This window comes from Nocardia sp. CWNU-33 (assembly GCF_046764895.1).
Classification (GTDB): Bacteria; Actinomycetota; Actinomycetes; order Mycobacteriales; family Mycobacteriaceae; genus Nocardia.
The window spans coordinates 132,069-155,586 of record NZ_JBKOQN010000017.1; the positions used below are offsets into that span (position 1 = coordinate 132,069).

21 protein-coding genes and 3 pseudogenes are annotated in these 23,518 nt (G+C 66.1%); 15 read left to right on the plus strand and 9 right to left on the minus strand.

Going from position 1 to position 23,518, the window contains the following annotated elements:
* Positions 1-186: 186 nt before the first annotated feature.
* Positions 187-1,269: a fused (3R)-hydroxyacyl-ACP dehydratase subunits HadA/HadB gene (locus tag ACLMAL_RS23115; RefSeq protein WP_412000977.1), complete on the plus strand. Its 1,083-nt coding sequence runs from the start codon at positions 187-189 to the stop codon at positions 1,267-1,269.
* Between the two features lie 376 nt (positions 1,270-1,645).
* Positions 1,646-2,596, plus strand: a complete 951-nt coding sequence (locus tag ACLMAL_RS23120; RefSeq protein WP_328402526.1) for a helix-turn-helix transcriptional regulator — start codon at positions 1,646-1,648, stop codon at positions 2,594-2,596.
* 11 nt (positions 2,597-2,607) lie between these two features.
* On the opposite strand, the gene ACLMAL_RS23125 is transcribed toward ACLMAL_RS23120, so the two are convergent.
* Both ACLMAL_RS23125 and ACLMAL_RS23130 read right to left on the minus strand, forming a co-directional pair.
* Entirely contained in the window at positions 2,608-4,680 is a 2,073-nt protein-coding gene (locus tag ACLMAL_RS23125) for an AMP-binding protein (protein WP_412000978.1), read from the minus strand.
* Positions 4,681-4,735: 55 nt separating this feature from the next.
* Positions 4,736-5,072: pseudogene (locus ACLMAL_RS23130) on the minus strand (carboxyl transferase domain-containing protein); the annotation flags it as partial.
* A gap of 178 nt (positions 5,073-5,250) precedes the next feature.
* Between ACLMAL_RS23130 and ACLMAL_RS23135 the strand changes: the two are divergent.
* Positions 5,251-5,898 carry a TetR/AcrR family transcriptional regulator gene (locus ACLMAL_RS23135; RefSeq protein WP_412000979.1) on the plus strand — a complete coding sequence of 216 codons (648 nt, stop codon included), beginning with the start codon at positions 5,251-5,253 and terminating at the stop codon, positions 5,896-5,898.
* A gap of 68 nt (positions 5,899-5,966) precedes the next feature.
* Positions 5,967-6,503, plus strand: coding sequence for a hypothetical protein (locus tag ACLMAL_RS23140; protein WP_412000980.1), 537 nt, complete (start codon positions 5,967-5,969; stop codon positions 6,501-6,503).
* A 226-nt stretch (positions 6,504-6,729) separates the two neighbouring features.
* On the opposite strand, the gene ACLMAL_RS23145 is transcribed toward ACLMAL_RS23140, so the two are convergent.
* Positions 6,730-8,280 carry an acyl-CoA carboxylase subunit beta gene (locus ACLMAL_RS23145; RefSeq protein WP_412000981.1) on the minus strand — a complete coding sequence of 517 codons (1,551 nt, stop codon included), beginning with the start codon at positions 8,278-8,280 and terminating at the stop codon, positions 6,730-6,732.
* Between the two features lie 480 nt (positions 8,281-8,760).
* Here ACLMAL_RS23145 and ACLMAL_RS23150 point away from each other — a divergent pair, with 480 nt between their 5' ends.
* The 3 genes from ACLMAL_RS23150 to ACLMAL_RS23160 all read left to right on the plus strand — a co-directional run bounded on the left by ACLMAL_RS23150 (position 8,761) and on the right by ACLMAL_RS23160 (position 10,825).
* Positions 8,761-9,204, plus strand: coding sequence for a hypothetical protein (locus tag ACLMAL_RS23150; protein ID WP_412000982.1), 444 nt, complete (start codon positions 8,761-8,763; stop codon positions 9,202-9,204).
* Positions 9,205-9,342: 138 nt separating this feature from the next.
* The gene (locus ACLMAL_RS23155) at positions 9,343-9,726 is read left to right on the plus strand and encodes an antibiotic biosynthesis monooxygenase (protein WP_328402502.1); all 384 of its coding nucleotides are present in this window, start codon (positions 9,343-9,345) and stop codon (positions 9,724-9,726) included.
* Positions 9,727-9,781: 55 nt separating this feature from the next.
* Positions 9,782-10,825: an LLM class flavin-dependent oxidoreductase gene (locus tag ACLMAL_RS23160; RefSeq protein ID WP_412000983.1), complete on the plus strand. Its 1,044-nt coding sequence runs from the start codon at positions 9,782-9,784 to the stop codon at positions 10,823-10,825.
* A 95-nt stretch (positions 10,826-10,920) separates the two neighbouring features.
* Here ACLMAL_RS23160 and ACLMAL_RS23165 read toward each other — a convergent pair whose 3' ends face one another.
* Entirely contained in the window at positions 10,921-11,199 is a 279-nt protein-coding gene (locus ACLMAL_RS23165; RefSeq protein WP_412000984.1) for a MaoC/PaaZ C-terminal domain-containing protein, read from the minus strand.
* Positions 11,200-11,326: 127 nt separating this feature from the next.
* Between ACLMAL_RS23165 and ACLMAL_RS23170 the strand changes: the two are divergent.
* Positions 11,327-11,938, plus strand: a pseudogene (locus ACLMAL_RS23170) (lipase family alpha/beta hydrolase); the annotation flags it as partial.
* Positions 11,939-12,281: 343 nt separating this feature from the next.
* Here ACLMAL_RS23170 and ACLMAL_RS23175 read toward each other — a convergent pair.
* Together ACLMAL_RS23175 and ACLMAL_RS23180 are read right to left on the minus strand one after the other, a co-directional pair.
* A complete protein-coding gene (locus ACLMAL_RS23175; protein ID WP_412000999.1) occupies positions 12,282-12,911 on the minus strand; it encodes a cysteine hydrolase family protein in 630 nt (209 codons plus the stop codon).
* Between the two features lie 75 nt (positions 12,912-12,986).
* On the minus strand, positions 12,987-13,970 hold the full coding sequence (locus tag ACLMAL_RS23180; RefSeq protein WP_412000985.1) for a GlxA family transcriptional regulator: 984 nt from the start codon (positions 13,968-13,970) through the stop codon (positions 12,987-12,989).
* A gap of 246 nt (positions 13,971-14,216) precedes the next feature.
* On the opposite strand from ACLMAL_RS23180, the gene ACLMAL_RS23185 reads away from it, so the two are divergent.
* Entirely contained in the window at positions 14,217-15,260 is a 1,044-nt protein-coding gene (locus tag ACLMAL_RS23185) for a fused (3R)-hydroxyacyl-ACP dehydratase subunits HadA/HadB (protein ID WP_412000986.1), read from the plus strand.
* A gap of 166 nt (positions 15,261-15,426) precedes the next feature.
* On the opposite strand, the gene ACLMAL_RS23190 is transcribed toward ACLMAL_RS23185, so the two are convergent.
* Entirely contained in the window at positions 15,427-16,578 is a 1,152-nt protein-coding gene (locus ACLMAL_RS23190) for a cytochrome P450 (RefSeq protein ID WP_412000987.1), read from the minus strand.
* 240 nt (positions 16,579-16,818) lie between these two features.
* Here ACLMAL_RS23190 and ACLMAL_RS23195 point away from each other — a divergent pair, with 240 nt between their 5' ends.
* The 5 genes from ACLMAL_RS23195 to ACLMAL_RS23215 all read left to right on the plus strand — a co-directional run bounded on the left by ACLMAL_RS23195 (position 16,819) and on the right by ACLMAL_RS23215 (position 22,108).
* Complete coding sequence (locus ACLMAL_RS23195; RefSeq protein WP_412000988.1) at positions 16,819-18,165, plus strand: cytochrome P450; 1,347 nt, start codon at positions 16,819-16,821, stop codon at positions 18,163-18,165.
* Positions 18,162-19,067 carry an alpha/beta fold hydrolase gene (locus ACLMAL_RS23200; RefSeq protein WP_412000989.1) on the plus strand — a complete coding sequence of 302 codons (906 nt, stop codon included), beginning with the start codon at positions 18,162-18,164 and terminating at the stop codon, positions 19,065-19,067. The genes ACLMAL_RS23195 and ACLMAL_RS23200 overlap by 4 nt, the downstream gene beginning before the upstream one ends.
* On the plus strand, positions 19,051-19,908 hold the full coding sequence (locus tag ACLMAL_RS23205; protein ID WP_412000990.1) for an SDR family NAD(P)-dependent oxidoreductase: 858 nt from the start codon (positions 19,051-19,053) through the stop codon (positions 19,906-19,908). The genes ACLMAL_RS23200 and ACLMAL_RS23205 overlap by 17 nt, the downstream gene beginning before the upstream one ends.
* Positions 19,905-21,419: a flavin-containing monooxygenase gene (locus ACLMAL_RS23210; RefSeq protein ID WP_412000991.1), complete on the plus strand. Its 1,515-nt coding sequence runs from the start codon at positions 19,905-19,907 to the stop codon at positions 21,417-21,419. Before ACLMAL_RS23205 ends, ACLMAL_RS23210 begins: the two co-directional genes overlap by 4 nt.
* A 71-nt stretch (positions 21,420-21,490) precedes the next feature.
* The gene (locus ACLMAL_RS23215) at positions 21,491-22,108 is read left to right on the plus strand and encodes a TetR/AcrR family transcriptional regulator (RefSeq protein WP_412000992.1); all 618 of its coding nucleotides are present in this window, start codon (positions 21,491-21,493) and stop codon (positions 22,106-22,108) included.
* Between the two features lie 77 nt (positions 22,109-22,185).
* Here the strand turns inward: ACLMAL_RS23215 and ACLMAL_RS23220 are convergent, their stop codons facing one another.
* Positions 22,186-22,668, minus strand: a complete 483-nt coding sequence (locus ACLMAL_RS23220; protein WP_412001000.1) for an adenosine-specific kinase — start codon at positions 22,666-22,668, stop codon at positions 22,186-22,188.
* Positions 22,669-22,818: 150 nt separating this feature from the next.
* The gene (locus ACLMAL_RS23225; protein ID WP_412000993.1) at positions 22,819-23,160 is read right to left on the minus strand and encodes a hypothetical protein; all 342 of its coding nucleotides are present in this window, start codon (positions 23,158-23,160) and stop codon (positions 22,819-22,821) included.
* Between the two features lie 235 nt (positions 23,161-23,395).
* Here ACLMAL_RS23225 and ACLMAL_RS23230 point away from each other — a divergent pair.
* A pseudogene (locus ACLMAL_RS23230) lies at positions 23,396-23,518 on the plus strand (acyl-CoA dehydrogenase); the annotation flags it as partial.

Here is a 23,518-nt window from a genome sequence, read left to right on the forward strand (position 1 = left end):
CTCGTCTGCCGGACCTCCTCGTTGCGCTTGCCGTGGAATCGGCGATTAATGTCACGTGATAGTGATACGCGTTGTCCGTTGTCGTGGTGCCCAGACTTTCCGTCGAACGCCGCGAGCGCTGACCGCTGTGCCGGTACGGTGGGCCGGTCCGGACGCGGTGACATACCGGGTCGGCGGATGCGACCGATGAACAACACCGCGGCCGTTGGGCCGGAGCAGGCGTCGCACCAGGCACGGGCCCTGGTCGGCCGCCATTATCGAATGACCGATCACTACGAGGTCGGGCGGGAGAAGATCCGCGAATTCGCCCGGGCTGTGCAGGACGATCACCCGGCGCACCGGCAGGAATCGGCAGCGTGGGAGCTGGGCTACGACGGGCTGATCGCACCGCTGACCTTTCCGTCGATCGTCTGGCTGCTGATGCAGCGCAAGATGTTCGAATCGGTGATCACCGGTTACGACATCAGCCAAGTCCTGCAGACCGAGCAGACCATCCACATGCATCGGCCGATCGTCGCGGGTGACCAGTTGCGCTGCGACTCGTTTATCGAGTCGTTTCGGCAGTTCGGCGACAACGACTTCATGGTGACCAAGAACGTCCTCACCAACCAGCACAAGGAGCTGTTGCAGACCGCGTGCACCACGGTGGTGGCGCGTACCGGCACCGAGGTCGCCCCCGACCTCGCGGCGGCGGTCGACGGCGTCATCATGACCGGCCAGGCGCTTGCCGATCGCCTCGGCGCGGCGCAGCGGCGCACATCCCCGACAGCGGACCCGGGACTCGTCGAATGCTCCGACGACCTGCCCGCGGGACCGGTCGACGAGGCGCAGGTGCGGGAGCGATGCAGCGTCCCTACCTTCGATCAGCTGCGGGTCGGTGCGGAACTGCCTGCCCGCATTGTGTCGCTCACCCGCGGCGACCTGGTGAATTACGCTGGGGTGTCGGGTGATTCGAATCCGATCCATTTCAGCGACCAGGTCGCCTGTGCCGCGGGTCTGCCCGATGTAGTGTCGCACGGACTGCTGACCATGGGCCTCGGCGCGGGGTATCTCACCGAATGGCTGGGTGATCCGGCCGCCGTCACTACATACGGCGTACGGTTCGCCGGGTTCGCACCGGTCGCGCAGACCGAGCACAGCCGGATCGAGTTCCGTGGTCGGATCAAGTCGCTCGATCCCGATCGCCGTGCGGCGATCGTCGCCCTCACCGCCACTTCCGACGGCAGGAAGCTGTTCGGGCGCGCGACGGCAGAAGTTCTACTGCGCTGATCCGCGACGGTAGGCGACGAGATCTGGAGCCCCCGGCGGGTGCTTCGCGACGTGGGCGCGTGGGTACGGATCCTGGGCGGCCTCTCAGCTTCGAGTCCCCTCGTCCATGGGGAGGCCGCTGCAGGAAGGCCGTGTCGAAGCCGTGAGATGAGCGTATTCGTCCGACACGCCGATCGAGAGGCGGTCGTCGTGGAATGTGTAATGCCCGGTACTACCGGCGATTCGCATGGGATTGTCACCAAGGAATCGCGTGGTGACCGGCGCGTCGCCGGTGCATCCGCGGTGCCTCGGATGCCTGTGTATGTGCACGAATATCTGTGCGGTTGAGGCACTTTGGCCGTAGAAAGTCACGGTCGTGACATGGCAGACTCGGAGCATGCCTGCATCGGAGCTACGAGAAGGGGATGGCCCCCCGTTTGCCGGAAGTGTGGCCGCCGACGGCGGACCCACGGTGCTGCGCATGATTCTCGGCGGCCGCATGCGACGGCTGCGAGAAGCGTGCGGGATCAGCCGGGAGGACGCGGGCGAGGCCATTCGCGGATCACATTCGAAGATCAGCCGACTAGAGCTGGGCCGGGTCGGTTTCCGGCAACGCGATCTCGTCGATCTGCTCGCCTTCTACGGGGTCACCGATCCTGAGGAATTGGCGGAGTTCATCGAGCTGGCGCAGCAGGCCAGCGCATCGGGCTGGTGGCACCGCGACACCGACTGGTTGCCCAAATGGTTCGACACCTATCTCGGCCTGGAACAGGCGGCGCGGCTGATTCGCTGCTACGAGCCGCGGGCGGTGCCCGAACTGTTGCAGACCGCCGACTACGCCCGCGCCCTGCTGACGCTCGCGCATCCCGACGAGCCGGACGAGGCGATCGAACGCCGGGTGGCGCTGCGCATGCGCCGACAAGAGATTTTGGTGCGTCGTGACCCGCCGCAGTTCTGGGTGACAGTCGACGAGGCGGCATTGCGGCGTCCGATCGGTGGTTCGACTGTGTGGCGTGGGCAGTTGGACCACTTGGTTCGACTCGCCGCGCAACCGCATATCAGCGTCCAAGTGCTCGCCGATCATGTCGGCGGACCCGCGATCGCGGACGGTGCATTCACCATGCTGCGGTTCGCGGAGCCCGACCTGCCCGATATCGTCTACCTCCAGCAGTTGACCAGCGCCCTGTACCTGGACAAGCGAGCCGATCTCGATGCCTATCTCCGGGTGGTGAACGTGCTGTCGGTGCATGCCGCGCCGCCGGAATACACCATCGGACTGCTCGAAGCGCTGCGGGAGCGGATGCCACGAACCGTTGATCGGCCGTCGGACACCGGCGATCAGCAGTAGCCGCAGCGCGCCTATGTCGCCTCGTTCGCGTCCGGTGCGCCGAGTAGTAGCCGTTTGAGGATCTTCCCGGTCTCACCGCGCGGTAGGTCGTTGAGAAAGGTGACGTCGCGCGGCACTGAGAAGCGGCTGAGCCGGTGCCGGATATAGCTGCGCACCATGTCCGAATCCAGGCCCGCGCCTTCCCTTTTCACTACGAAGGCGGCCAGCCGCTGGCCGTATTCGTGGTCCGGCACGCCGACCACCGCCACCTCACTGACCTGGGGGAGATGAGAAAGCGCCTCTTCGACCGGCCGTGGGAAGACGTTCTCGCCGCCGGAAATGATCATTTCGTCGTCGCGGCCCGCGATGAACAGCCGCCCTGCGGCATCGAGGTAGCCGAGATCGCCGGTGTCGAGCATACCGTCGGCCTCGCTGGGAGGTGCGGCATTGACGTAGCCGTCGAACAGCATGTGATTGCCGACGAAGATGTGCCCGGTCGCGCCGACCGGCAGCGGTTTCAGGTCGGGCCCGAGGACGCCGATCTTGGTGCCGAGCGGCGGACGGCCCGCGGTGGTCGGCGCGGTCCGCAGATCGTCGGGGTCGGCGATGGTCGCCCAGGAGACCTCTGTCGAGCCGTACACGTTGTAGAGGATGTCGCCGAAGGTGTCCATGAAATTCAGCACCGTCGCGGCCGCGAGCGGCGCTCCGCAACTGGCGACGACCCGCAGGCTGGAGGTGTCGTAGCGAGCGCGCACGGGTGTGGGCAACTCGAGGATGCGGTGCACCATGATCGGCACGGCGATCAGCGTCGTCACGCGATGCTCGGCGATCAGGCGCAGGCAGTCCTCGGCGTCGAAATGTCCCTGCAGCACCACCGTTGCGCGCAGTGGCGTGCTCATCTGCAGTGCCGCGAGGCCCCAGGTGTGGAACAGCGGGGCCGGGATGAGCATGGTGTCGTTCATGCGGAACGGAATCCGGGACAGCAGGGCGGCGATGGTGCCGAAACCCTTCGGGTGCGGGCGGCGCGCGCCCTTCGGCGTGCCGGAGGTACCCGAGGTGAGTACGACCAGTTTGCCCGGTTGCGTTGGCTTACGAAAGTCCTTGTGCCCTTGTGCTATCAAATCATCGATCGTGGTTCCGCCCGGCGTCGGCGGGGTGTCGTCGGTGGTGTAGCGGGGGATGTCGGCGTGCAGATACTGGACGAGCGGATCGAATTCGGCGTCCACGAACAGCGCAGACAGCTTGTCGCGCTGCACGATCTCCTCGATCCGCCGGGCGGGCAGCCCGGTGTTCAGCAACACGGCATCGATACCGAGCTTGCCTGCGGCGACCATGGTTTCGACCATGCCTGCATGATTGCGCGCCAGCAGTCCCACCGCGTCTCCCGCGTTCAGCCCGAGTGCCGCCATCGCGGCGGCCAAGGCCTGGGTGCGGTCGTGCATCTCGGTGAAAGTGCGCCGCCCTCGGCAGTCGACAACGGCCGCACGGTGCGGGGACTGCACGGCCGCGGCGGCGTAGCCACCGGCCATGTTGAATCCCCATTCAGCCAGACGGCGCAGCTGCCGGAACGCCGAGTCCGGTCGATAGGTGCGCCCTACCCCGGAGGTCATGATCTGTTTCGCGACACCGGCTCTGAGCCGCAGGGGCGAGTTCTCGCCGTTGACGATCACCGAGGTCGGCGCGGCGCGGACGAGGTCGGCAAGCAATCGCAGACCGGCGTTCGTCCAATCGACGATCGCGGCATTGGTCAGCTCGGCCAGATGCGGATGCACTCGGCCCGGCGCGAAATAGGTGACACAGATCCTGGTCTGCCCGTGCTCGTCGCGCAACCGCACCGAGGCGAAGCTGCCGAGCATAGGGAAGCGGAGTTCGAAGCTCTCCTGCTCCTGACCCACGATCAATTGCATGGTGTGGGAACGGATGCCGGCCTCGGCCGACCCGACCCGCACCAGCAGCACCGGATGGCCTGCGACGGTCTCCAACGGTTCGCAGGCGCCGACGCCTTCGAATATTCGTGGATAGGTTTGCGGATCCAGCAGCAGATCCCACACCGCTTTGCGGGCGATCGCGAATTCGGCGACTACATCGATGACATCGGTAATCAACTACGTGCAATTCTGGCGGGCGGTGCCGGACACTTGCGGGTCCGGCGCCGCGGTCTCACATCGGGTACTGGTTGTGCTTGCGAGGGTTTGGTTCGGCTCCGGCTTCCTTCTCCCTGGGCAGCCGCAGCGCGTGCCGAATTTCCAGTCGGGTGCGGGCAGGTTCGATGACGGCGTCATGTAACCGCGCTCGGCGGCGATCCACGGTGTGGCGACGGTTGCGTTGCAGCTATTGATCATGAAGTCTCGCACGGCGGACCGCTGGTCGGCGGGGACTTCGGCCAATTTGCGCTTGCCGACGATGCCGACCGCGCTCTGCGCGCCCACCAGGCGATCGGCGCGGTGGGCCACGCCAGGCTGATATCCGCACTGAGCTGTTTGCAGCCCATCACCGCATTCGGCCGATGAGCCCGACACCGGTTCGGTGCCGACGATGCCGACTGATCCGGTGGCAACGCATCCGGGTGATCCGACCGATCCGGCCGCAACGGCACCAGTCGAGTCATCACCCGGGTCCGCAACAGCTTGTCAACTATTGTCCCTATGAGACAATTAGCTGCTAGACTGTTCGGCATGGGTGGCGACGATGGTGTCGACCTGGATGGCCGGAGGCTGCGCACGAGGCGTAGTCGTGCGGCCATGTCGGCTGCTGCCTTCGACTTGCTCACCGAGCGGGGGCTCGACTCGGTCGCGGTGGAGGACATCGCGGTGCGCGCCGGGGTGACGAGGCGGACTTTCAGTCGGCACTTCTCGTCGATCGAGGAGGCTGTGCTCGCCGATCTCGACCAGGATGTGCACCTGTTCAACGACGCGTTGTGCGCCAGGCCGCTCGATGAGCCACCGCTGGCTGCTTATCGCAATGCCATTCATGACTGGCTGGATGCCGAATACAGTGGCCCGCGTACGGAACTGCTTGTTCGCCGCTGGGAGCTGTTCCAGCGATTCGACGACGAGCCCGCGCTGTTCGCGGGCTACCAGCGCATCCGTCTCGCGGGGCAACAGGAATCGGTGCGCATCATCGCCGCGCGCATGGGTACAGATCCAGTAGCGGATCTGCGCCCGGCTGCGGCCGTTGCGGTGGGCTCCGGGATGCTCATCGCGGCGCTGCAGGCTTGGGCCGTCGGCGCGGATCCCAGCAGCCTGCCCGAGCTCATCGAAGGGTTCTTCGCCACTCTCGCCGGGCTGACCAGCAATATCCATCACGAGGAGGCACCGTCATGACCGCACGGCCGGTGCAAGCGAATGCAGTCCGTCGGACCTGTCGGCGCGTCGGGTTGGATCGTAATCCGATGCGTAGACGGGAAGATCGCATCCAATCGGTGGCGGGCGCGCTATTGCTGCTGTTGTTCATCATCGTCGTTCCGGTGGCGGTCATGACTATCGGCGGCCGCGTCTACGAGACCGAAACCCGTGTCGCGCAAGCGGAGGCGGCGCAGCTGCACCAGGTCGACGCGACGGTCGTCGAGGTCGGCAAGACGCCGCTGTATGCGCCGATGACACCGGCGAAGGTGACCTGGAGCGATCCCGACGGCACCACTCACACCAGCGACTATCAGGCGACCGGAATAGTGAAAACCGGTGGCACCGTCAAGGTTTGGCTCGACAGTACGGGAAAGGTCACCCATCCGCCCTCGGAAACCCGGGCGCTGAGCAAGGCCGTCCTCATCACCACCGGCGCGGTGTTGGCGGTGCTCGCCTGCTGCGGTAGCTGCTATGCCCTGCTGCGGCGCGCACTCGACCGCAGGCGCTCGCGACTGTGGGAGACCGAGTGGGCCACGGTGGGACTCACCTGGGGCAACCACGGCACCCGACCGGACCAGACTTAGCGCGGAAATTCCTACGGAGTGCGGTGTGCCCGCCGACCAAGGGTAGGGACAAGGTCGGCGGGCACACCGCGTGCCGGGCCGCTGCGCGGCGAACGCGGGCCTGGCACATCGATAATGTTAGGCACTCGAACAGAACGCCGCTCGGCGGAAAGTAAACATCGGCACATGCTACGAATGGCACCGGTATGCGTTGTGACACAGCACAACTGGCGGTTCTCGCGGCGGTCTAGACCGGGAAGAGGCTGTGCTTGCGATTCTCGGGTTCGAGTGCGGATTCCTTGTCGCGCAGCAGCCGCAGCGCCTGTCGGATTTCCAGGCGGGTGCGCGACGGTTCGATGACAGCGTCGATGTAACCGCGTTCCGCGGCGATCCACGGGGTCGCGACGGTCTCGTTGTACTGGCTGATCATGTAGTCCCGCACCGCCGCTCGCTGATCGGCGGGCACCTGGGCCAGCTGGCGTTTGCCGACGATGGTGACCATGCTCTCCGCGCCCATCACCGCGATCCGTGCGGTGGGCCAGGCCAGGCTGATGTCCGCGCCGAGCTGCTTGCAGCCCATCACCGCGTAGCCGCCGCCGTAGGCCTTGCGCACCACGACGGTCACGATCGGCACGGTCGACTCGAGGACGGCACGGAAGAAACGCCCGCCGCGCTTGATGACGCCGTTGCGCTCCTCCTCGACACCCGGCAGCACACCGGGGGTGTCCACGACGAACACCAGCGGAAGCCGGAAGGCATTGCACAGGCGAATGAAATGGGTCGCCTTGTCCGAGCATTTGGCGTCGATGGCGCCGCCGAGCACCATCGGCTGGTTCGCGATGACGCCGACGCTGCGCCCGTCCACCCGGGTGAAACCGGTGATCAGGTTCTGTGCGGTGGCCGCGCCGATCTCGAGGAAATCGCCGTCGTCGAACAGCCGCAGCAGGATGTCGTGCATGTCGTAGCCCGCGCGATCGGAATCCGGGATGATGGAGTCCAGCTCGAGGTCGGAGGCGGTGATTTCCGGCTCCAGCCCCGGATTCACGATCGGGCCCTGCTCCATGACGCTGGACGGCAGGTAACTGAGGTAGTTCCTGGCCCAGTCGAAGGCGGCCTGCTCGGTCTCGGCGACATGATGGACGGTGCCGTTGCCTGCCTGCACCTGCGCGCCACCCAGCTCCTCCATGGTCACGGCCTCGCCGGTGACGTCCTTGATGACCTCGGGCCCGGTGACGAACATGTAGGAGTTCTCGGTCGCGATCAGGATGTCGGTGTTGACCGGCGCGTAGACCGATCCCGCCGCGCACTTGCCGAGCATGATCGAGACCTGTGGAACGAAGCCCGACAGTGGTCCCTGGCGCCTGCTCATCAGGGCATACCAGGCCAGCGAGGCCACCGCGTCCTGGATTCTGGCGCCGCCGGAGTCGTTGATCGCCACGACCGGGCAGGCATTGTTCAACGCGAAGTCGAGTGCGTTGGCCACTTTGCGGCCGAACATCTCGCCGACCGAGCCGCCGAAGACGGTCTGATCGTGCGCGATCACCACCACCGGCCTGCCGTCGATGCGGCCGTGGCCGGTCACCACGCCGTCGCCGTACATCGCGCCCGGCGTGCCCGGCTGGCGCACCAGGGCGCCCAGCTCGATGAAGCTGCCGGCGTCGAGCAGCATCCGGACCCGCTCGCGGGCGCTGGGTATCTCCTTGGCCTTGCGTTTCGCGATGCCGGCTTCGCCGGCCGGCTCCTGGGCGAGCTCCAGGATGCCCTGCAGCTGCTCCAGTTTGTCCCGCGTACCGCTCATGTGTGGTGATGCCCTTCGAAGTCGCTCGCCGTCGCCGTTGCTCCGCCGACCTCGTCATACGGGGCGCGGCGCTCGATGTTATCGAGGATATGACCCAAAGCACACATCCTAGACGGTCCTCTTGGGGCAGCTCACAGGTCACCGGGCGGGCTCTGGCCGGCTGTCGCCCCACCCGTCGTCACGGAGGCGGCGCGGGCCGCGCTCCACAGCGCTCCACTGCCGGGGCGTCGGTGTGTTGTGGTTTGTCCCCGGTGGCAGCCGGTCCACTGGTGAAGAGTCGAGAAGTCGACGTCACGGCGCGCGGTCGACCGTAGGGTGACGTTCACGCAGCGCCGGTTTGTGCGGTCGGCGCTGCGTCTGGAATTCCGCCGCGGTGGTGCGGGAGATCGCGGGCGTCGCAACGATTCCGATAGTTAGAAGGTCGGCGCCGCAATCGCTATCTTCTCGAAAGTCCGCAGATCACTTGTGATTAATGAGCGGATGCTATTCGACCGCGGACCCATTGGGCACGCCGTCACCACGATTACCGTCGCCTCGCGCGGCGGCAATGTCGAGAACCTCTGGGGCCCGCCGAGCTCGCCGAAGTGGGTCGCGCACGACAGCGTGCTCGGCGCCGAAGGCCTGCGCGGGACAACGATCTATCTCTCGGCCGCGCCCGGTCTGCCAACCGGCGCGGATCTCATCGCCGTGGCCAACTCGCCGACCGTCCTCGATGCGCTGAAACTGGCAGGTGGGGGCGCAGCGCTGGAGGCCGGAGCGCGCGCGTGCACCGAGCGGTTCGCCGCCAGGCTCGGTGAGCTGAAGATCCCCGTCACCGTGGAGTATCAGCAGACGGGCATGCACACCTGGGCCGATTTCGAGGCACAGCTGCCGCGCGCCTGGCGCGTGCTTGCTCCCGTGCTCGGGCTGCCCGAGCCGAAATAGGCTCTGCGGCAAGGTGCACAGCAGGACCCGATTCGGCCTCGAGTTGCGGTTGGATTTACCGAATGTCATCTTGATGGGCGCTCCGCGCTCGCTCGAGGCGGTGCCGCATTCGATCCATCTCATGACGGGACCCCACTGATGCCGACCCTGCCCTGGACCTCCGGAGTTCATAAGCCTGTCGACGGAGAGCAGTTGCAGGTGCTGACCTCGCGGCTGCCGCTGAACCGCTACTCCGATATCGTTCGGTTCCTGCGCTGGACGCTGAAGATTCGCTCCCAGCTGCGCGATGCTCCCGGCTGTGTCGGCTACACGCTCGACGCACGCCTGTTCAGCAAGACGTTCTGGACCTTGTCCGCGTGGTCGGACCAGGAGGCGATGAACAACTTCGTGCGTAGCGGCGCCCACGCGCAGATGCTCGCCGACATGGCAGGCCGCGTAGGCAACCCCAGCTTCGTCGATTCCACCGCGACCCGTGTGGACATCCCACTCTCCTGGAAGGAAGCCCGCATCCGCCTCACCTGAGGCCCTGGTCAGCGGTGCTGCGGAATCAGACGACGCCGTCGGCGTTGACGTTGGTATGACTTCGGTACTCCAGTCGGTCCAGTTCTCGATCTTGGACCGGTCCCGCGTTCGGCGCGGTCAGACCCACGCCGAGGCGCTGCGTGAGACCGTCGAGTTCGCACAGCTGGCCGAGGAGTGGGGTTACCACCGCTTCTGGGTATCCGAGCACCACAGCGTGCCGGGCGTGGCGGGGTCGGCGCCGACGGTGCTCGCCGCGGCGGTTGCCGCGGCGACATTGCGGATTCGGATCGGCACCGGCGGTGTGATGCTGCCCAACCATCAGCCGCTCGTGGTTGCCGAGCAGTTCGGGGTACTGGAGTCGTTGTATCCGGGCCGCATCGATATGGGTCTCGGCCGGTCGGTCGGGTTCACCGATGGTGTGCGCCGCGCGCTCGGGCACGGGAAGGGCGACGCCGACGATTTCGACGCGCAGCTCACCGAAGTGCTGGAGTACGTCGGCAACGGCCGCCACGGAGTGCACGCCTGGCCCGCGGATGGCCTGCGGGTGCCTGCGTTCTTGCTGGCGACCGGCTCGGGTGCGGCGCGGGCGGCACGGTTCGGGCTGCCGCTGGTGATCGCGGCGGTGGCGGGCGAGGACCGGATGGTCGAGGCGATCGAGCATTACCGCAACGAGTTCCACCCGACGCCGTGGGGTGCGCAGCCGTATGTCGTCGTCTCGGGCGCGGTCGTCATCGCCGACACCACCGAACAGGCGCACCGGCTGTTGCTGCCGGAGGCGTGGTCGAATGTCTACTCGCGCACCCGTGGTGAGTTCCCCGTGCTCATCCCGCCCGAGGACATCGAGACTATGGCGATGACCGAGCGGGAGCGCAGGATGTTCGACGAGGCGCTGCGCGACCATATCCACGGCACCGAAGACGAGGTCGCGGAGGCGTTGGAGCACTTGGTGACCCGGACCGGCGCCGATGAGATCCTGGTGCACACCAGCACTTACGATCGGGCGGCGCGACTGGATTCGCACCGCCGCCTGGCCCGGCTGACCGGATTGGGCTCCTCGGCTCAATCCCGTTCGGGGAATAGCGCTTCCGCGGCGGCGTAGCCGAAGAGCTTGCGGCCGCTCGATCGTGCGTCGATGGCGATGGTCGCCTTGCGCTTGTGGGGGTCCAGCGAGGTTACCCGTCCGCGGAACTCGATCTAGCTGGTATCCAGCGCAGGGATGCCCACGTAGTGCGTGTAGTGCGCGAACTGTGCGCGAAACCGGGTGACCGCAGCCGGGTCACCCAGCCATGCGCTCAGGAAGCTCGCGGCGAGCCCGAGTGTGAGCGTGCCGGGGGCGACCACAGTCGGCAGATCCGCCGCGGTGGCGACCTGCTCGTTGAACAACACCGGATTGCCGTCGCCGGTGACCTCGGTGTAATTCACCAGGTCGCGAAGTGACAGGTCGAACGCCAGGATCGGCAGTTCGGCGCCCACGGTCAACGCATCGAAATCGACTGTGGTGCACGGTGTTCGGCTGCCAGATGCGGGAGCGGTCCGGTCGGAGTTCGCCGCCGTGTCGACGTCGGGCAGCCGTTCGGGTTCGGCGGGGTGGTATCCATTCGGCTACATCGAGGACTCGGCGACACAGCTCGCGGTATTCGTGGATCGGGTGCTCGCCGCGACCGGCGCGAGCGAGGTCGATCTCGTGGCGCACTCCCAGGGCGGCTCGATGTCGAACTACTACATGAAGTTCGAGGGCGGCGCGGCGAAGGTCGAGAACCTGATCACTTACGGTGCCACCCACCATGGCACCAGCCTTGACGGGATCGGCGCACTCGGCAGGGCCATCAACAATTTCGGCATCGACATTCTCGGCTTCATCGAGATCTTCGTCGGCCACGCCGGTATCCAGCAGACTATCGGCTCGGATTTCGTCAACAAGCTGAATGCCAACGGCGACACCGTCGCCGGGGTCGACTACACAGTTGTCGGCACGCGCTATGACGAGATCACCAACCCATACGACCTGACGTTCCTGCAGGCGGGACCGGGTGCGCCGGTGCACAACATCACCCTGCAGGACGGGTGCGAACAGGATCTCTCCGACCACCTGACCATCCTCTATTCGCCACGCGCACTGTCGATTGCGCTGCGCGCGCTGGATCCGGTCGGACACCCGAACCTGCAATGCGCCTTCAACCCGTGGGTGATCGGCGGTGGTGGATCGCTGTAAGACCCGCCTGATCGTGCATCGCGCCCAACAGGACGAAACCCATCATCTCCGAGTCCTGTTCGGACGGATGCACCGATCGCGGCCGACCGTGCGCCCGTCGAACAGGACCGTCAACTCCGCCCCTGTTCGGCCGTGCGCCAACTGGGCGGCCGGCGGTCCGCCCACCGAGCGACCGCTCGCACCGCGCCGCTCGGTGGGTGTCCGAGCCACCGAGCCTCGTGACTTCGTCGCATGCGCGAGCGTCGGACATTTCGTCCGCCCGGCGCTGCGAACTTCATTGACTCGGATGTGAGCCGGCCGCAAAGGGTCGCTCGTTGGACTCGTTGCGTGTGGATCGGCCGAGTCAGGAATCTGTAGGGGGCACAGGCTGCGGAACGAGGTCGTCAACGGTTGCGGCGACGACGCCGAACAGGTCGGCGATCGTGGTCAGGGCTGCGGTGTGCAGTACGGCGGAGGGGACAGTGGGGCCCTGTGGGCTGGGCAGGCATCGGGTGGCGGTGGCCTCGGCGACGACGGTCGGGCGGTATCCGAGGTTGAACGCCCCCTGAGCGGTGTAGCTCACGCACATGTGGGTCATGAATCCGGCCAGCACCAGTTCCTGGCCTACACCGAGTCGTTGCAGGGTCTGCTCCAGATCGGTGTTGTGGAAGGCATTCGGGAACTGCTTGACCACGACCGGCTCTCCGGACCGCGGTGCGACCGGGCCGCTGATCGCGCCGATGTCGGCGCGAATGTCATAGGGTGTGCCCGGGCCGCCGTCGTTGATGATATGCACTACCGGCCGGTGCGATTCTCGGGCGGCCGTCAACAATCGGGCGCCAGCGGCCAGCGCCTGTTCGGCGCCGTCCACGGCCATGACGCCGCGGCGGTAAGTGTTCTGGAAATCGATCATGATCACCGCGGCATCGGCCAGCCGCGGTAGCTGATTGTCCAGACCGATCACGCTTCGGAGGGTGCTCGAGGCAGCATTCATCGACATTGGTTTCGACTTTCTGTGCGGGGATGGAAATTCGGGCGTCGGATGCGGCGCGGTGGCTGCACTCGACGTTCAGGTCGTGATGCGGAACCGGTTTCGGTAGTCGCCCGGGGTGGTTGCGAGTTGCCTGCGGAAGGCGCGGTGCAGGGTCTCGACCGACCCAAGTCCCACCGTCGCGGCGACTCGTTCGAGCGGCTGGTCGGTGGTTTCGAGCAGCCGACGCGCGGCTTCGACCCGGCATGCCTCGACATAGACCACGGCGCTGGTGCCGGTTTCCTGCCGGAAGACACGCGTGAAATGACGCTCACTGAGGCACATCCTGGCCGCCAGCGCCGAGGTGGACAGATCGCCGTCCAGATGTTCGGTGACGAAGAGCCGCAATTCATCGATGTCACGGCGGGTGGCCGCGGGCCGGCTCAGTGGCACGCTGAATTGGCTTTGGCCGCCTTGACGTTTGAGGTAGACCACCAGTTGCCGCGCGACCTGCAACGCCAGTTCCTCGCCGTGATCCTCGGCCACCAGTGCCAGGGCGAGGTCCAGACATGCGCTGATCCCGGCACCGGTCCAGATCCGGCCGGCGCGGATGAAGATGGGGTCGGGGTCCACGACGACGTGCGGGTGCTCGGCGGCGAGTTGGTCGGCTGTCGACCAATGGGTGGTGGCAGTCTTCCCGTCCAGCAAGCCTGCGGCCGCGAGCAGATGCGCACCCACGCACACCGAGGCTATCCGCCTCGTGCGCGGCGCGACGGTCCGGATCCACATCACGATCTCCGGCTCGACCCGCGCCACCGGACCATGGGGCAGGGAATCCACCGCACCCGGGACGATCAACGTGTCGATCGTGTGTTCGACCTCGTCGAAGCCGAGATCGGTGACGACACGCACCCCGGCGGACGTGCGCACTTCGCCTCGTGCGGGGCTTGCCAGCCGCACGTCGTACCGCGCTCGCCCGTCACCCTCGCGGTTCGCCAGCGCGAATACTTCGGCCGGCCCGGCGACATCGAGCAAGTCGACATCGGGAAAGGCCGCGATGACGACGCGGTGGATCAAGGTCATGACTCTATCGTCGATGCCTGCGCCGATGGCCGCAACGACATATCTCTGTCAGATCCGGCCATTGCTGCCCCGCTCGAATCGCGGACGACGAGGCTGTTGGGTACCAGAAAACGGCGTTCTGGACCGACCTGGAGTGGGGTCGACATCGACTGAATGTGCAGTCCGGGCGTACATCGGCGTCGCCGCGAAACGACGAACCAACCGGGTTCAACGGATATGTACTGGTAGTTGGGTAAATTCGCGCCAGTGTTCAGTAACCGTACCGAAGGTTTCGATCCCGTAGCCCACGCGTATTCGATGGTCGGGCGGACTTACCGTGCCAGTGATTACTATGAGGTCGGCCGGGAGAAGATTCGTGAGTTCGCCCGAGCGGTACAAAACCGTCACCTCGTGCACTGGCGCGACGACATTGCCGCTGCTTATGGCTACCCGGGTCTCCTCGCGCCGCCGACGTTCGCGTCCGTCTCCGGGCACCTGGCCTACTCCGAAATCTTTCCGACGATTCTGCGCGGCTACGATTTGAGTCAGATGATCCAGACCGATCAGATGATCGAGTACCACACAACAATCCACGAGGGTGACCGCCTGACCTTCGAGATGTGCCTGGAGTCGTTTCGCCGGGCATTCGGCGGAGATCTCATAGGACTGCGTCAGGTGGTCTTCAACCATCGCGCCGAGCCGGTCCTGACCTCGCGCACGGCCATCGTGGGCCGCAGTAGCGACGACCCCGCTCTCGCGCATACCGCAGTTGAATCGCTGATGCCTGCTTTCGGTGATCGTGAGCGCGGCCCCCACCAGAAGAACCCACCGCGTCGCGTCGATGTCCCAACCATCCCCGGCCCGGAAAACTACTGGCATGGCGCGGGGGAGCACGTGGTGGCGTTCGATTCGCTGGTCGTCGGCGATCGGCTTGCGCCGCGGACGGTCCGGCTCAGCAAAGGCGATTTGGTGAACTATGCCGGAGTCTCCGGTGACCCCAATCCCATCCATTGGAGTGAGAAGCTCGCACATTTGATGCGTCTGGAAACCGTGGTGGCACAAGGCATGCTCACCATCGGGCTCGGCGCGGACTACGTCAGCTCTTGGCTGGGTGATCCGGGCGCGATTCGTGCCCTCAATGTGCGGTTGACCAGTCCGGTATACGTCACAGAGACCGGCGCGGAGATCGAGTTCACCGGTCGGATCAAAGCGGTCGACCCCGACCGGTCCAGCGCGATCGTGGCCATCGGCGCCAAGCATCGAGGACGAAATGTCTTCGGTCGTGCGACCGCTACGGTCGCCCTCCGTTGACCGACTGTGGTCGTGGTGCCCTGACCGGGCTTCCGTGTATGGTGTCGGCTCGCCATGGGTGAGCCCATGCACGGATCGTCGTCGGCTGCACATCAGCGGCCATCCCGGTGGCTCGACCCGGCGCTACGAGACGGCCCGCGCCCTGAATGCCCCTCGCTGATGGCGGCTAGCGCGGCGTGAGCAGCACCGGCAGCGTAACCAGGCCGTGTGAGCGCCACGAGGTTCGGTATTCGAGCGCCGATTCCGCAACAGCGAGCTGTACTCGGGGGTGCCGCACGAACAGCTGCGGGACCACAGCGTCGACGACAAGATCGGTGGCGTGCGCGCCGAGGCAGTAGTGGGGGCCGCGGCCGAACATCAGGCTCGGCCTGCCATTGCGGGCCGGGTCGGAATCGGCGCCGAACAGCGTCAGCAGCACGGTGTCTCCAGCGGAGACGGGGTGCTCGCCGAGAATGAGATCGGTGACCGCGAATCGTCGGATGGCAAACGGCAGTGGATTGGCACGTTCCATCAGCGAGCCGCGGGATGTCGGCCACGCGGCGAGGGTTGCGGCGGCATCGTCCGAGGTGAGCAGTGCGGCAATTATGTTGCTGCACATGTGCACGGCGTTCTCCAAACCCGCCAGCATCATCAGGAAGGCGAGGGACACCAGTTCGTCCTCGGTCAGCGTTTCCTCGATGTCGCCGGCATGGATCCACCCGCTCAGTAGGTCGTCGCCGGGATCTGTGCGCTTCGACTCGACCAGTGTTGCGAATGTCGCGGTCAGCCAGCCGATCGCCGCCACGAGCCGTTGCCCGGACGCCTTCGATGCGGCATCGACAGTCACCATGGCGGTGGCGGCCTCGCGCAGGCGCGTATGGAGGTGGGCGGGTATCCCGAGCAGTTCGCCGATCACCAGTGCCGGAACCGGGACACACACGGCAGTGAGCAGATCAATTGTCTCGCTGCCGCTTTCGGGCAGTGCGGCGAACACCGCCGCGACGGTTCGGGCGACGGCGGCGCGCAGACTTCCCGAGGAACGTCGGGAGAATGCGGGTCCGGCGAGCTTTCTGATCCGGTGGTGTTCGTCGCCGTCCATGTTCAACAGGTTTCGATCGAGCGCAGGTGGTAGCGCGAAACCGGTATAGCCGTCGCTGGCGTGCTTCTTGTCCAGGCTGAGTCGAGGATCGGCCAGTAGTGTGGCTACCTCGTCGTATCCTGCGACCACCCAAACCTGTTGGCCGCCAGGAAGTTCCGCGCGTCGCACCGGCCCGCGCCAGGCGGCGTGCTCGTCCCAACGAGTTCTCGCCGACGTGCCGATCACCGTCGTCTCCACCATCGCGCCACCTCACTGTCGGTGTCCTCATAGGGTATTGGGTGGGTTCGCCGACCACTCGGCGGGGCGGGCGGCTCGACAGGTCGATCCCTCGGCTGGTGCGGGTCGCGAGTTCTTCGGTTATGCGGGTTCCGGCGCAACGGCTTGTTTGCGAAAAGCGTCGCCGTCATCCTCTTGTCGATGACGGTACGTCGGCGTACCGTCATTCTGGTACATAGGTGTACCACGCGAGGAGGTGGGTGTATGCCCGCTGTGAAACTTCCGGATGGCCCTTCTACGCCGCGGATCGTGCAGAGCCTGGAGATACTCTTCGGACGCTCTCGTGCCTGGCGCCGCATGCATGACCGCTTCGGCTCGGCATTCACCATCCACATGCCCAGGTTCGGCCGGGTGGTGGTGGTCTCCGATCCGGCCGAAGTCAAATCGTTGTTCACCGCGAGTACCGATGTCGCCGACAATGTCGCCGTCAACCTCGGGCAGTTTCTGGGGCCGGGCTCGTTGTTCTCGCTGCAAGGCGAGGAACACCGTAAGCAACGCAAGTTGCTCACACCTCCGTTCCATGGTCGCCGCCTGGCCGTGTACGAGTCGCTGATCGAGGAGGAAGCGGTCCGCGAGATGGCGTCATGGCCGTCGGAACACGAGTTCGCGACGATGGATTCGATGATGCGGATCACCTTGAATGCGATCCTGCGTGCTGTCTTCGGTGCCGAAGGCAAGGAGTTCGACGAGCTGCGCGAGCTACTTCCCAAATTGGTTCTCGTCGGGTCGGCCCTTGCGGCGGTACCGATTCCGCAGAGAATGCTGGGCCGCTTCGGCCCGTGGGCCCGGTTCGCGGCCTACCGCAACCGGTACGACGATATCGTCGGACGGCTGATCGACCGCGCTTCGGCCGACGAACAGATCCAAGACCGTGACGACGTGCTGGCGATGATGTTGCAAGCTCGATACGACGACGGCTCCAGCATGAGTCGCAGCGAGATCGCGGACGAGCTGCTGACCCTGCTCACCGCCGGTCACGAGACCACCGCGACGACGCTCGCGTGGACGATCGAGCGACTGCGCCGCCACCCCGATATGCTGAACCGCCTCGTTGCCGAAGCCGATTCAGGCGGCTCGGAACTGCGGGAGGCCACGCTGCTCGAGGTGCAACGGGTCCGGCCGGTCATCGATGCCACAGCGCGCACGGTGCGTGCAGAGTCGATGCAGTTGGGGCGGTGGACGCTGCCGAAGGGGCAGACCGTGGTGGTGAGCATCCGGTTGATGCACGATAACGAGGAGCTCTTTCCGAACGCCCGCGCTTTCGACCCCGATCGATTCGTCGGCGTGCGCCCGGGCACGTTCAGCTGGATCCCGTTCGGCGGCGGTGCACGGCGCTGCATCGGTGCGGCGTTCGCAACTATGGAGATGAACATCGTATTGCGTACGCTGCTAAGGGATTTCACGCTCGAACCGACCGACGCACCGGACGAGCGGACGCACTTCCGCGGGGTGGCACTCGTGCCTGCCGGGAAGGGCCGCGCCGTGGTGCGCCGCCGCACTCCGCAGCAGGCGATTTCGGACCGGGGCCGCGCCACCGAGGTGACGGCGTGAGCGGACAGCGCGTCGAGGTCGGCCGCGGCGTTACCTTGGCCTATGAGCGACTGGGTGCGGGCGGTGTTCCGGTCGTGCTCGTCGCAGGTTTGGGCCAACAGTTGCACGACTGGCCGGACGGATTGTGCGCGCTGCTGGTTGCACGCGGATATCAGGTCATTCGTTTCGACAATCGCGATGTCGGCCACTCGACGCATCTCGGTTTCCCACCGCCGGGCCCGGTGGATTTCCTACGCCGCCATTGGCATCGCGACCAGTACGATCTCGCCGATATGGCCGCGGATACGGTCGGTCTGCTCGACGCGCTCGAGCTGCCGTCCGCGCATCTGATCGGAATGTCGCTGGGCGGCATGATCGCGCAGACGGTCGCCGCCCGCTATCCGGCCCGGGTCGACTCGCTGACATCGATCATGTCCACCACCGGTGCCGCCCGACTGGGACGCCCGGCGTGGTCGACCTGGCGATTGATGTTCAGCCGACCGGCGCGCAATCGTGCCGAGCACATCGATCAGGCGGTGCGCATATACCGGCACATCTCGTCGACCGGATATCCGTTCGACGAGTCTGCTGTGCGTGCGGCAGCCGCCACGACCTGGGATCGCGACCCCGTTCCGGCCCCCGGTGTCGGCCGTCAGCTCGCCGGCATCCTGAAGTCCGGCGACCGGACACGAGAGCTGAGCGCCGTGACAGCGCCGACGCTGGTCCTGCACGGTGACCGCGACCTGATGGTCGCCCCGACGGGAGGGACCGCGACCGCGAATTCCATTGCCGGAGCTCGCCTCCGGATCCTTCCCGGCATGGGCCACGACCTACCCGCGGGAGTATGGCCGACCCTCGTCGACCTGCTCGACGACCATTTCCGCACGTCCGAAGCCAGGAGCACCGATGCCCCGCACTCATAGGCCGCTGTTCGGCCGCCCGGTCATGATCACCGGGGCGGCCTCCGGAATCGGCCGCAGTCTCGCCCAGCTGTTGTCACGCAAGGGCTCGCCCGTGGCGATCGCCGATATAGACCAGATCGGACTGAAGGAAACGGCAACGTCGTTGACCGGCCCGGTGCTGGCCCGCGTCCTGGACGTGCGGGACGCCGCCGACCAGCTCGCGTTCGCCGGCGAGGTGCGCGACTGGCTGACCGCACCGCTGGCGGCAGTGTTCAACAATGCCGGTGTGGCGGTCTCCTCGTCGGTGCTCGACGCGGTTCCCGAGGACGACGAGTGGCTGCGGCAGATCAATTTCGACGGAGTGGTCAACGGTACGCGCGCCTTCCTGCCCATCCTTGTCGAGCAGGACGAGGGCGTCGTCGTGAATACCTCGAGTGTGTTCGGTCTGCTCGGGATGCCCAATCAGAGCGCTTACTGTGCGGCGAAATTCGCTGTCCGCGGGTTCACGGACGCGCTGCGCCAAGAGCTGCGGGGAACCGGCGTGTCCGCGGTGAATGTCCATCCCGGCGGCATCACGACCAACATCGCGCGCAATGCCCGGGTCCGCAAAGACCCCGAGGGCCGCGGGCGAACGCCGGAGCAGATGGCGGCCGAATTCGAGGCTGTGGCCCTGACCAGCCCGGTGAAGGCGGCCGAAATCATCTGCCGCGGAGTCGAGGCGGGGAAGTCACGGATTCTGGTCGGCCCGGACGCCTATCTGTTCGATGTACTGGCGCGGGTGGCACCGACGCGCTATTACGACGTGATCGCACTGGTGGAGCGTCGGCTGCGTGCTCGTGGCAAGGCGGGAGCGCGGGCATGACCGAACATGTGGATGTCCTGATCGTCGGTGCCGGGCTGTCGGGAATCGGCGCCGCACATCACTTGCAGGCGGCGTTTCCGAGCCGTACCTACGCGATCCTCGAAGCCCGCGATGCCATCGGCGGCACCTGGGATCTGTTCCGCTACCCTGGCGTCCGCTCCGACTCCGATATGCACACGCTCGGTTACCGTTTCCGCCCGTGGACGCAGGCCAAAGCCATCGCCGACGGTCCGGCGATCCTCGAGTACATCCGCGCCACGGCTACCGACGCCGGTATCGACCGGCGTATCCGGTTCGGGCATCGAGTGGTCGGTGCGTCGTGGTCCTCCGCCGAATCCCGCTGGACGGTGCGAGCCGAGCACGCGGGCACGACCGCTGTATTCACCTGTGACTTCTTCTACGTCTGCAGCGGCTACTACCGCTACGACGAGGGCTACACGCCCGACTTCGCCGGGGTCGAGGACTTCGGAGGGCAGATCGTGCATCCGCAGTCCTGGCCCGCCGACCTGGACTACACCGGGAAACGAGTCGTCGTCATCGGCAGCGGCGCCACCGCGGTGACACTGGTGCCTGCCATGGCCGAGGCAGCCGGACACGTGACGATGCTGCAGCGGTCGCCGAGCTACATCTTTCCGGTGCCTTCGGAGGACACCGTTGCCAACCGGCTGCGCAGACTGATCGGACCAAAACGCGCCTACACGGTCGTGCGCTGGAAGAATGTGCTGCTGGGGACGTTCATCTACCAGTTCAGCCAACGGCGGCCGCAGCAGATGCGGAAGTTCATCCGCAAACTGACCATCGACCGGCTGCCCGCCGGCTACGACGTCGACACGCATTTCAAGCCGACCTACGGGCCGTGGGATCAGCGGTTGTGCCTGGTTCCGGACGGGGACCTGTTCCGAACGATCCGCGAGAGTCGCGCCTCGGTCGTCACCGATCGGATCGACAGATTCACCGAGACGGGGTTGCGTCTCGAGTCCGGCCGCGAACTCGAAGCCGATGTGGTGGTGAGCGCAACCGGCCTGCAGTTGCTCGCCCTCGGCGGGCTCCGGCTCACCGTCGACGGACGAGAAGTCCCGTTGCCGAAAACCATGGCGTACAAGGGGATGATGCTGAGCGGAGTACCCAACTTCGCGTTCACCATCGGCTATACCAACGCATCCTGGACGCTGAAGGCCGATCTCGTCAGCGAATTCGTCTGCCGGTTGCTGCGGCACATGGACACCAACGGCTACGCCGAGAGCACGCCATGGCCCGACCCGACCGTCACCGAGACCCCGCTGCTCGACTTCCAGGCCGGCTACGTCCTACGCGCCATCGACCGATTCCCCAAGGCAGGTTCTCGGGCTCCGTGGCGGCTGGGCATGAGCTACGGCCACGACGTGATCACCCTGCGGCACGGCCGTATCGACGACGGAACCATCCGCTTCACCCGTCGGCGCACGCCGACGGATAGCGCACTCACGGAGGTCGTCGAACCCGGCCGCGGCCCCGAGCAGGTCACCGCATGAGAAGCGCGGTGGCCGCGTGCCGGGATCGCTCGACACGCGGATCGACGAGGGGAGTCACTACGCTGACTCCCGTGACACGCACCGAGCCCGTACCGCGCACCTCCACGGATGCCCCGGCCGAGCCAGGGCATCGGCGTCGCCTCCTCGACGGCATGGCTGTCGCAGTGCGCGAACGCGGTTATCGGGACTCGACTGTCGCCGACGTGGTACGCAACGCCCGTACCTCTCGCCGCACCTTCTACGAACATTTCGCCAGCAAACAGGACTGCTTCATTGCCCTGCTGAGCGAGCGGAACACCGAAACGATCCAGCAGATCGATGCCGCTGTGGACCCGCATGCGCCGTGGCGCACCCAGGTGCGCCAGGCCATCGAGGCGTGGATCCACTTTTCGCAGGAGGATCCCACGATCACGCTCAGCTGGATCCGTGTCGTCCCCGCCCTCGGCGAGGATGCCAGGCAACTGCAGCGAGAAACCGGCGACGCGTTCGTCGATCTGATCCAGAAGCTCACCAGCACAACAGAATTCACTGTCGCCGGCCTGCATCCACCCACCCGCCAAGTGGCAACGATCATGCTCGGCGGCTTCCGCGAACTCATGGCGACGACCGTCGAGGACGGCGGCCAAATCGCCGACATCATCGACGTCGCCGTCGAATCCGCGATCGCGCTGGTCGGTCCCCGCTTGTGATACGAGACCGCACATCAGCCGACTTCCGCCTGCTCGCCGAAGCCCGGGATCCGTCGAGAGGCCGTCGACCCGGGCTTCTACATCTTGTAGCCGATCTGGCGCAGTAGCTGTCTACGGTCTGCCTGGTCGCCGGCATTTTCTATGCCCAGCGGCGGGGGCCCGTCGACCACGCCGACGATTCCTCTCCCCAGCTCGGTCTCGGCAACCAGCACTTCCACGGGGTTGGCTGTCGCACAGAAGATTCCGCAGACTTCCGGGACGTGCTTGACCGCATTGAGCACATTGACCGGGTATCCCTCGCGGAGGAAGACGATGAACGAGTGTCCGGCTCCGACGGCGAGTGCGTTCTTCGTCGCGAGCTCGACCAGGTCGTCCTCGTTGCCGGAATGGCGGACCAGACGCGGCCCGGATGCCTCGCAGAATGCCAGGCCGAATCGCAGGTGGGGGCCGATACCGACCAGTGCCTCATGCAGGTCCTCGACGGTCTTGATGAAGTGGGCCTGTCCGATGATGACGTTGAGATCGTCCGGTTTGTCGATACGCACGGTTGTCAACTCCACAGGAACATACTGCGCCTCACCGATGTGGATGCACAGCACTTCGGCGCCGATCTGCTCGCGAGCAGGCACTATCGAGAAGCTTGCGTCCTGCATATACCCTGCCGCGCGCCAGCCGGTCATCCAGCCCGCCGGAGGCCAGCACGTCGGTGTCTACGCCTCGTGTCCAGGTCGTAGCCGGGATACCCCGCTGTAGCGGAGGGTGCGCGGGGGCGGGGCGGACCCGGCTTCGGGGGCGGCAACCAGCAGCCCGACGTGGTCGCCGAAGGCGTTCGAGGATCCGTCCGCAGAACCAGCCTGCTGTGGCATCCAGGATCGGCAGACCGGCCGGGCCGGGATGCCAGTCGCAGTAGGCGAACGTGCCGATGTCGTTGCCGGTTTCGGTGCCGAAAGTGCCGCCTGCGAGAGCTGGTCGCGACCGAGCATCGCCGTCGGCTTCGGGTGATCGTGGGCTACTTCGCCCGTGGTGTCGCGCTCGGCGCGCGGTGGCCTCACGATGCGTGATGCTGGCTGTTTGCTCGCCGGTTCACGGGGTAGCCCGGAACCATGAGCAACTCGGGATGCGACGATGCCCGTTCCGTGGACACCGACCGATACGGGGATGTCGGTGTGATCGCTCGAGTTCTGGTCGTCGGTCCGGTTCGGGATGAACAGCGGCTGTTGTCCGCCTGCCTGACGACGCCGGCACGCGCTGCCGATCGGGTGGATGTTCCGGTTCGGACCCAGCGACCGTGTCGGGCGCGCGCTCGGCGCCGGTCCACTGTGCGCGGATGCCGAGCACGCGCAGCGTGTCGCCGACCTCACCGTCTACCTCCGCCAGAGTCATGCGGAGCGAGACCTGGCCGATCTCGGC

What these genes read in the sequence shown, in the direction of transcription:
- ACLMAL_RS23115 (WP_412000977.1), top strand. Translation starts at nt 187, where the DNA reads ATGAACAACACCGCGGCCGTTGGGCCGGAGCAGGCGTCGCACCAGGCA.
- ACLMAL_RS23120 (WP_328402526.1), top strand. Translation starts at nt 1,646, where the DNA reads ATGCCTGCATCGGAGCTACGAGAAGGGGATGGCCCCCCGTTTGCCGGA.
- ACLMAL_RS23135 (WP_412000979.1), top strand. Translation starts at nt 5,251, where the DNA reads ATGGGTGGCGACGATGGTGTCGACCTGGATGGCCGGAGGCTGCGCACG.
- ACLMAL_RS23140 (WP_412000980.1), top strand. Translation starts at nt 5,967, where the DNA reads ATGCGTAGACGGGAAGATCGCATCCAATCGGTGGCGGGCGCGCTATTG.
- ACLMAL_RS23145 (WP_412000981.1), bottom strand. Translation starts at nt 8,280, where the DNA reads ATGAGCGGTACGCGGGACAAACTGGAGCAGCTGCAGGGCATCCTGGAG.
- ACLMAL_RS23150 (WP_412000982.1), top strand. Translation starts at nt 8,761, where the DNA reads ATGCTATTCGACCGCGGACCCATTGGGCACGCCGTCACCACGATTACC.
- ACLMAL_RS23155 (WP_328402502.1), top strand. Translation starts at nt 9,343, where the DNA reads ATGCCGACCCTGCCCTGGACCTCCGGAGTTCATAAGCCTGTCGACGGA.
- ACLMAL_RS23160 (WP_412000983.1), top strand. Translation starts at nt 9,782, where the DNA reads ATGACTTCGGTACTCCAGTCGGTCCAGTTCTCGATCTTGGACCGGTCC.
- ACLMAL_RS23175 (WP_412000999.1), bottom strand. Translation starts at nt 12,911, where the DNA reads ATGAATGCTGCCTCGAGCACCCTCCGAAGCGTGATCGGTCTGGACAAT.
- ACLMAL_RS23180 (WP_412000985.1), bottom strand. Translation starts at nt 13,970, where the DNA reads ATGACCTTGATCCACCGCGTCGTCATCGCGGCCTTTCCCGATGTCGAC.
- ACLMAL_RS23190 (WP_412000987.1), bottom strand. Translation starts at nt 16,578, where the DNA reads ATGGTGGAGACGACGGTGATCGGCACGTCGGCGAGAACTCGTTGGGAC.
- ACLMAL_RS23195 (WP_412000988.1), top strand. Translation starts at nt 16,819, where the DNA reads ATGCCCGCTGTGAAACTTCCGGATGGCCCTTCTACGCCGCGGATCGTG.
- ACLMAL_RS23205 (WP_412000990.1), top strand. Translation starts at nt 19,051, where the DNA reads ATGCCCCGCACTCATAGGCCGCTGTTCGGCCGCCCGGTCATGATCACC.
- ACLMAL_RS23210 (WP_412000991.1), top strand. Translation starts at nt 19,905, where the DNA reads ATGACCGAACATGTGGATGTCCTGATCGTCGGTGCCGGGCTGTCGGGA.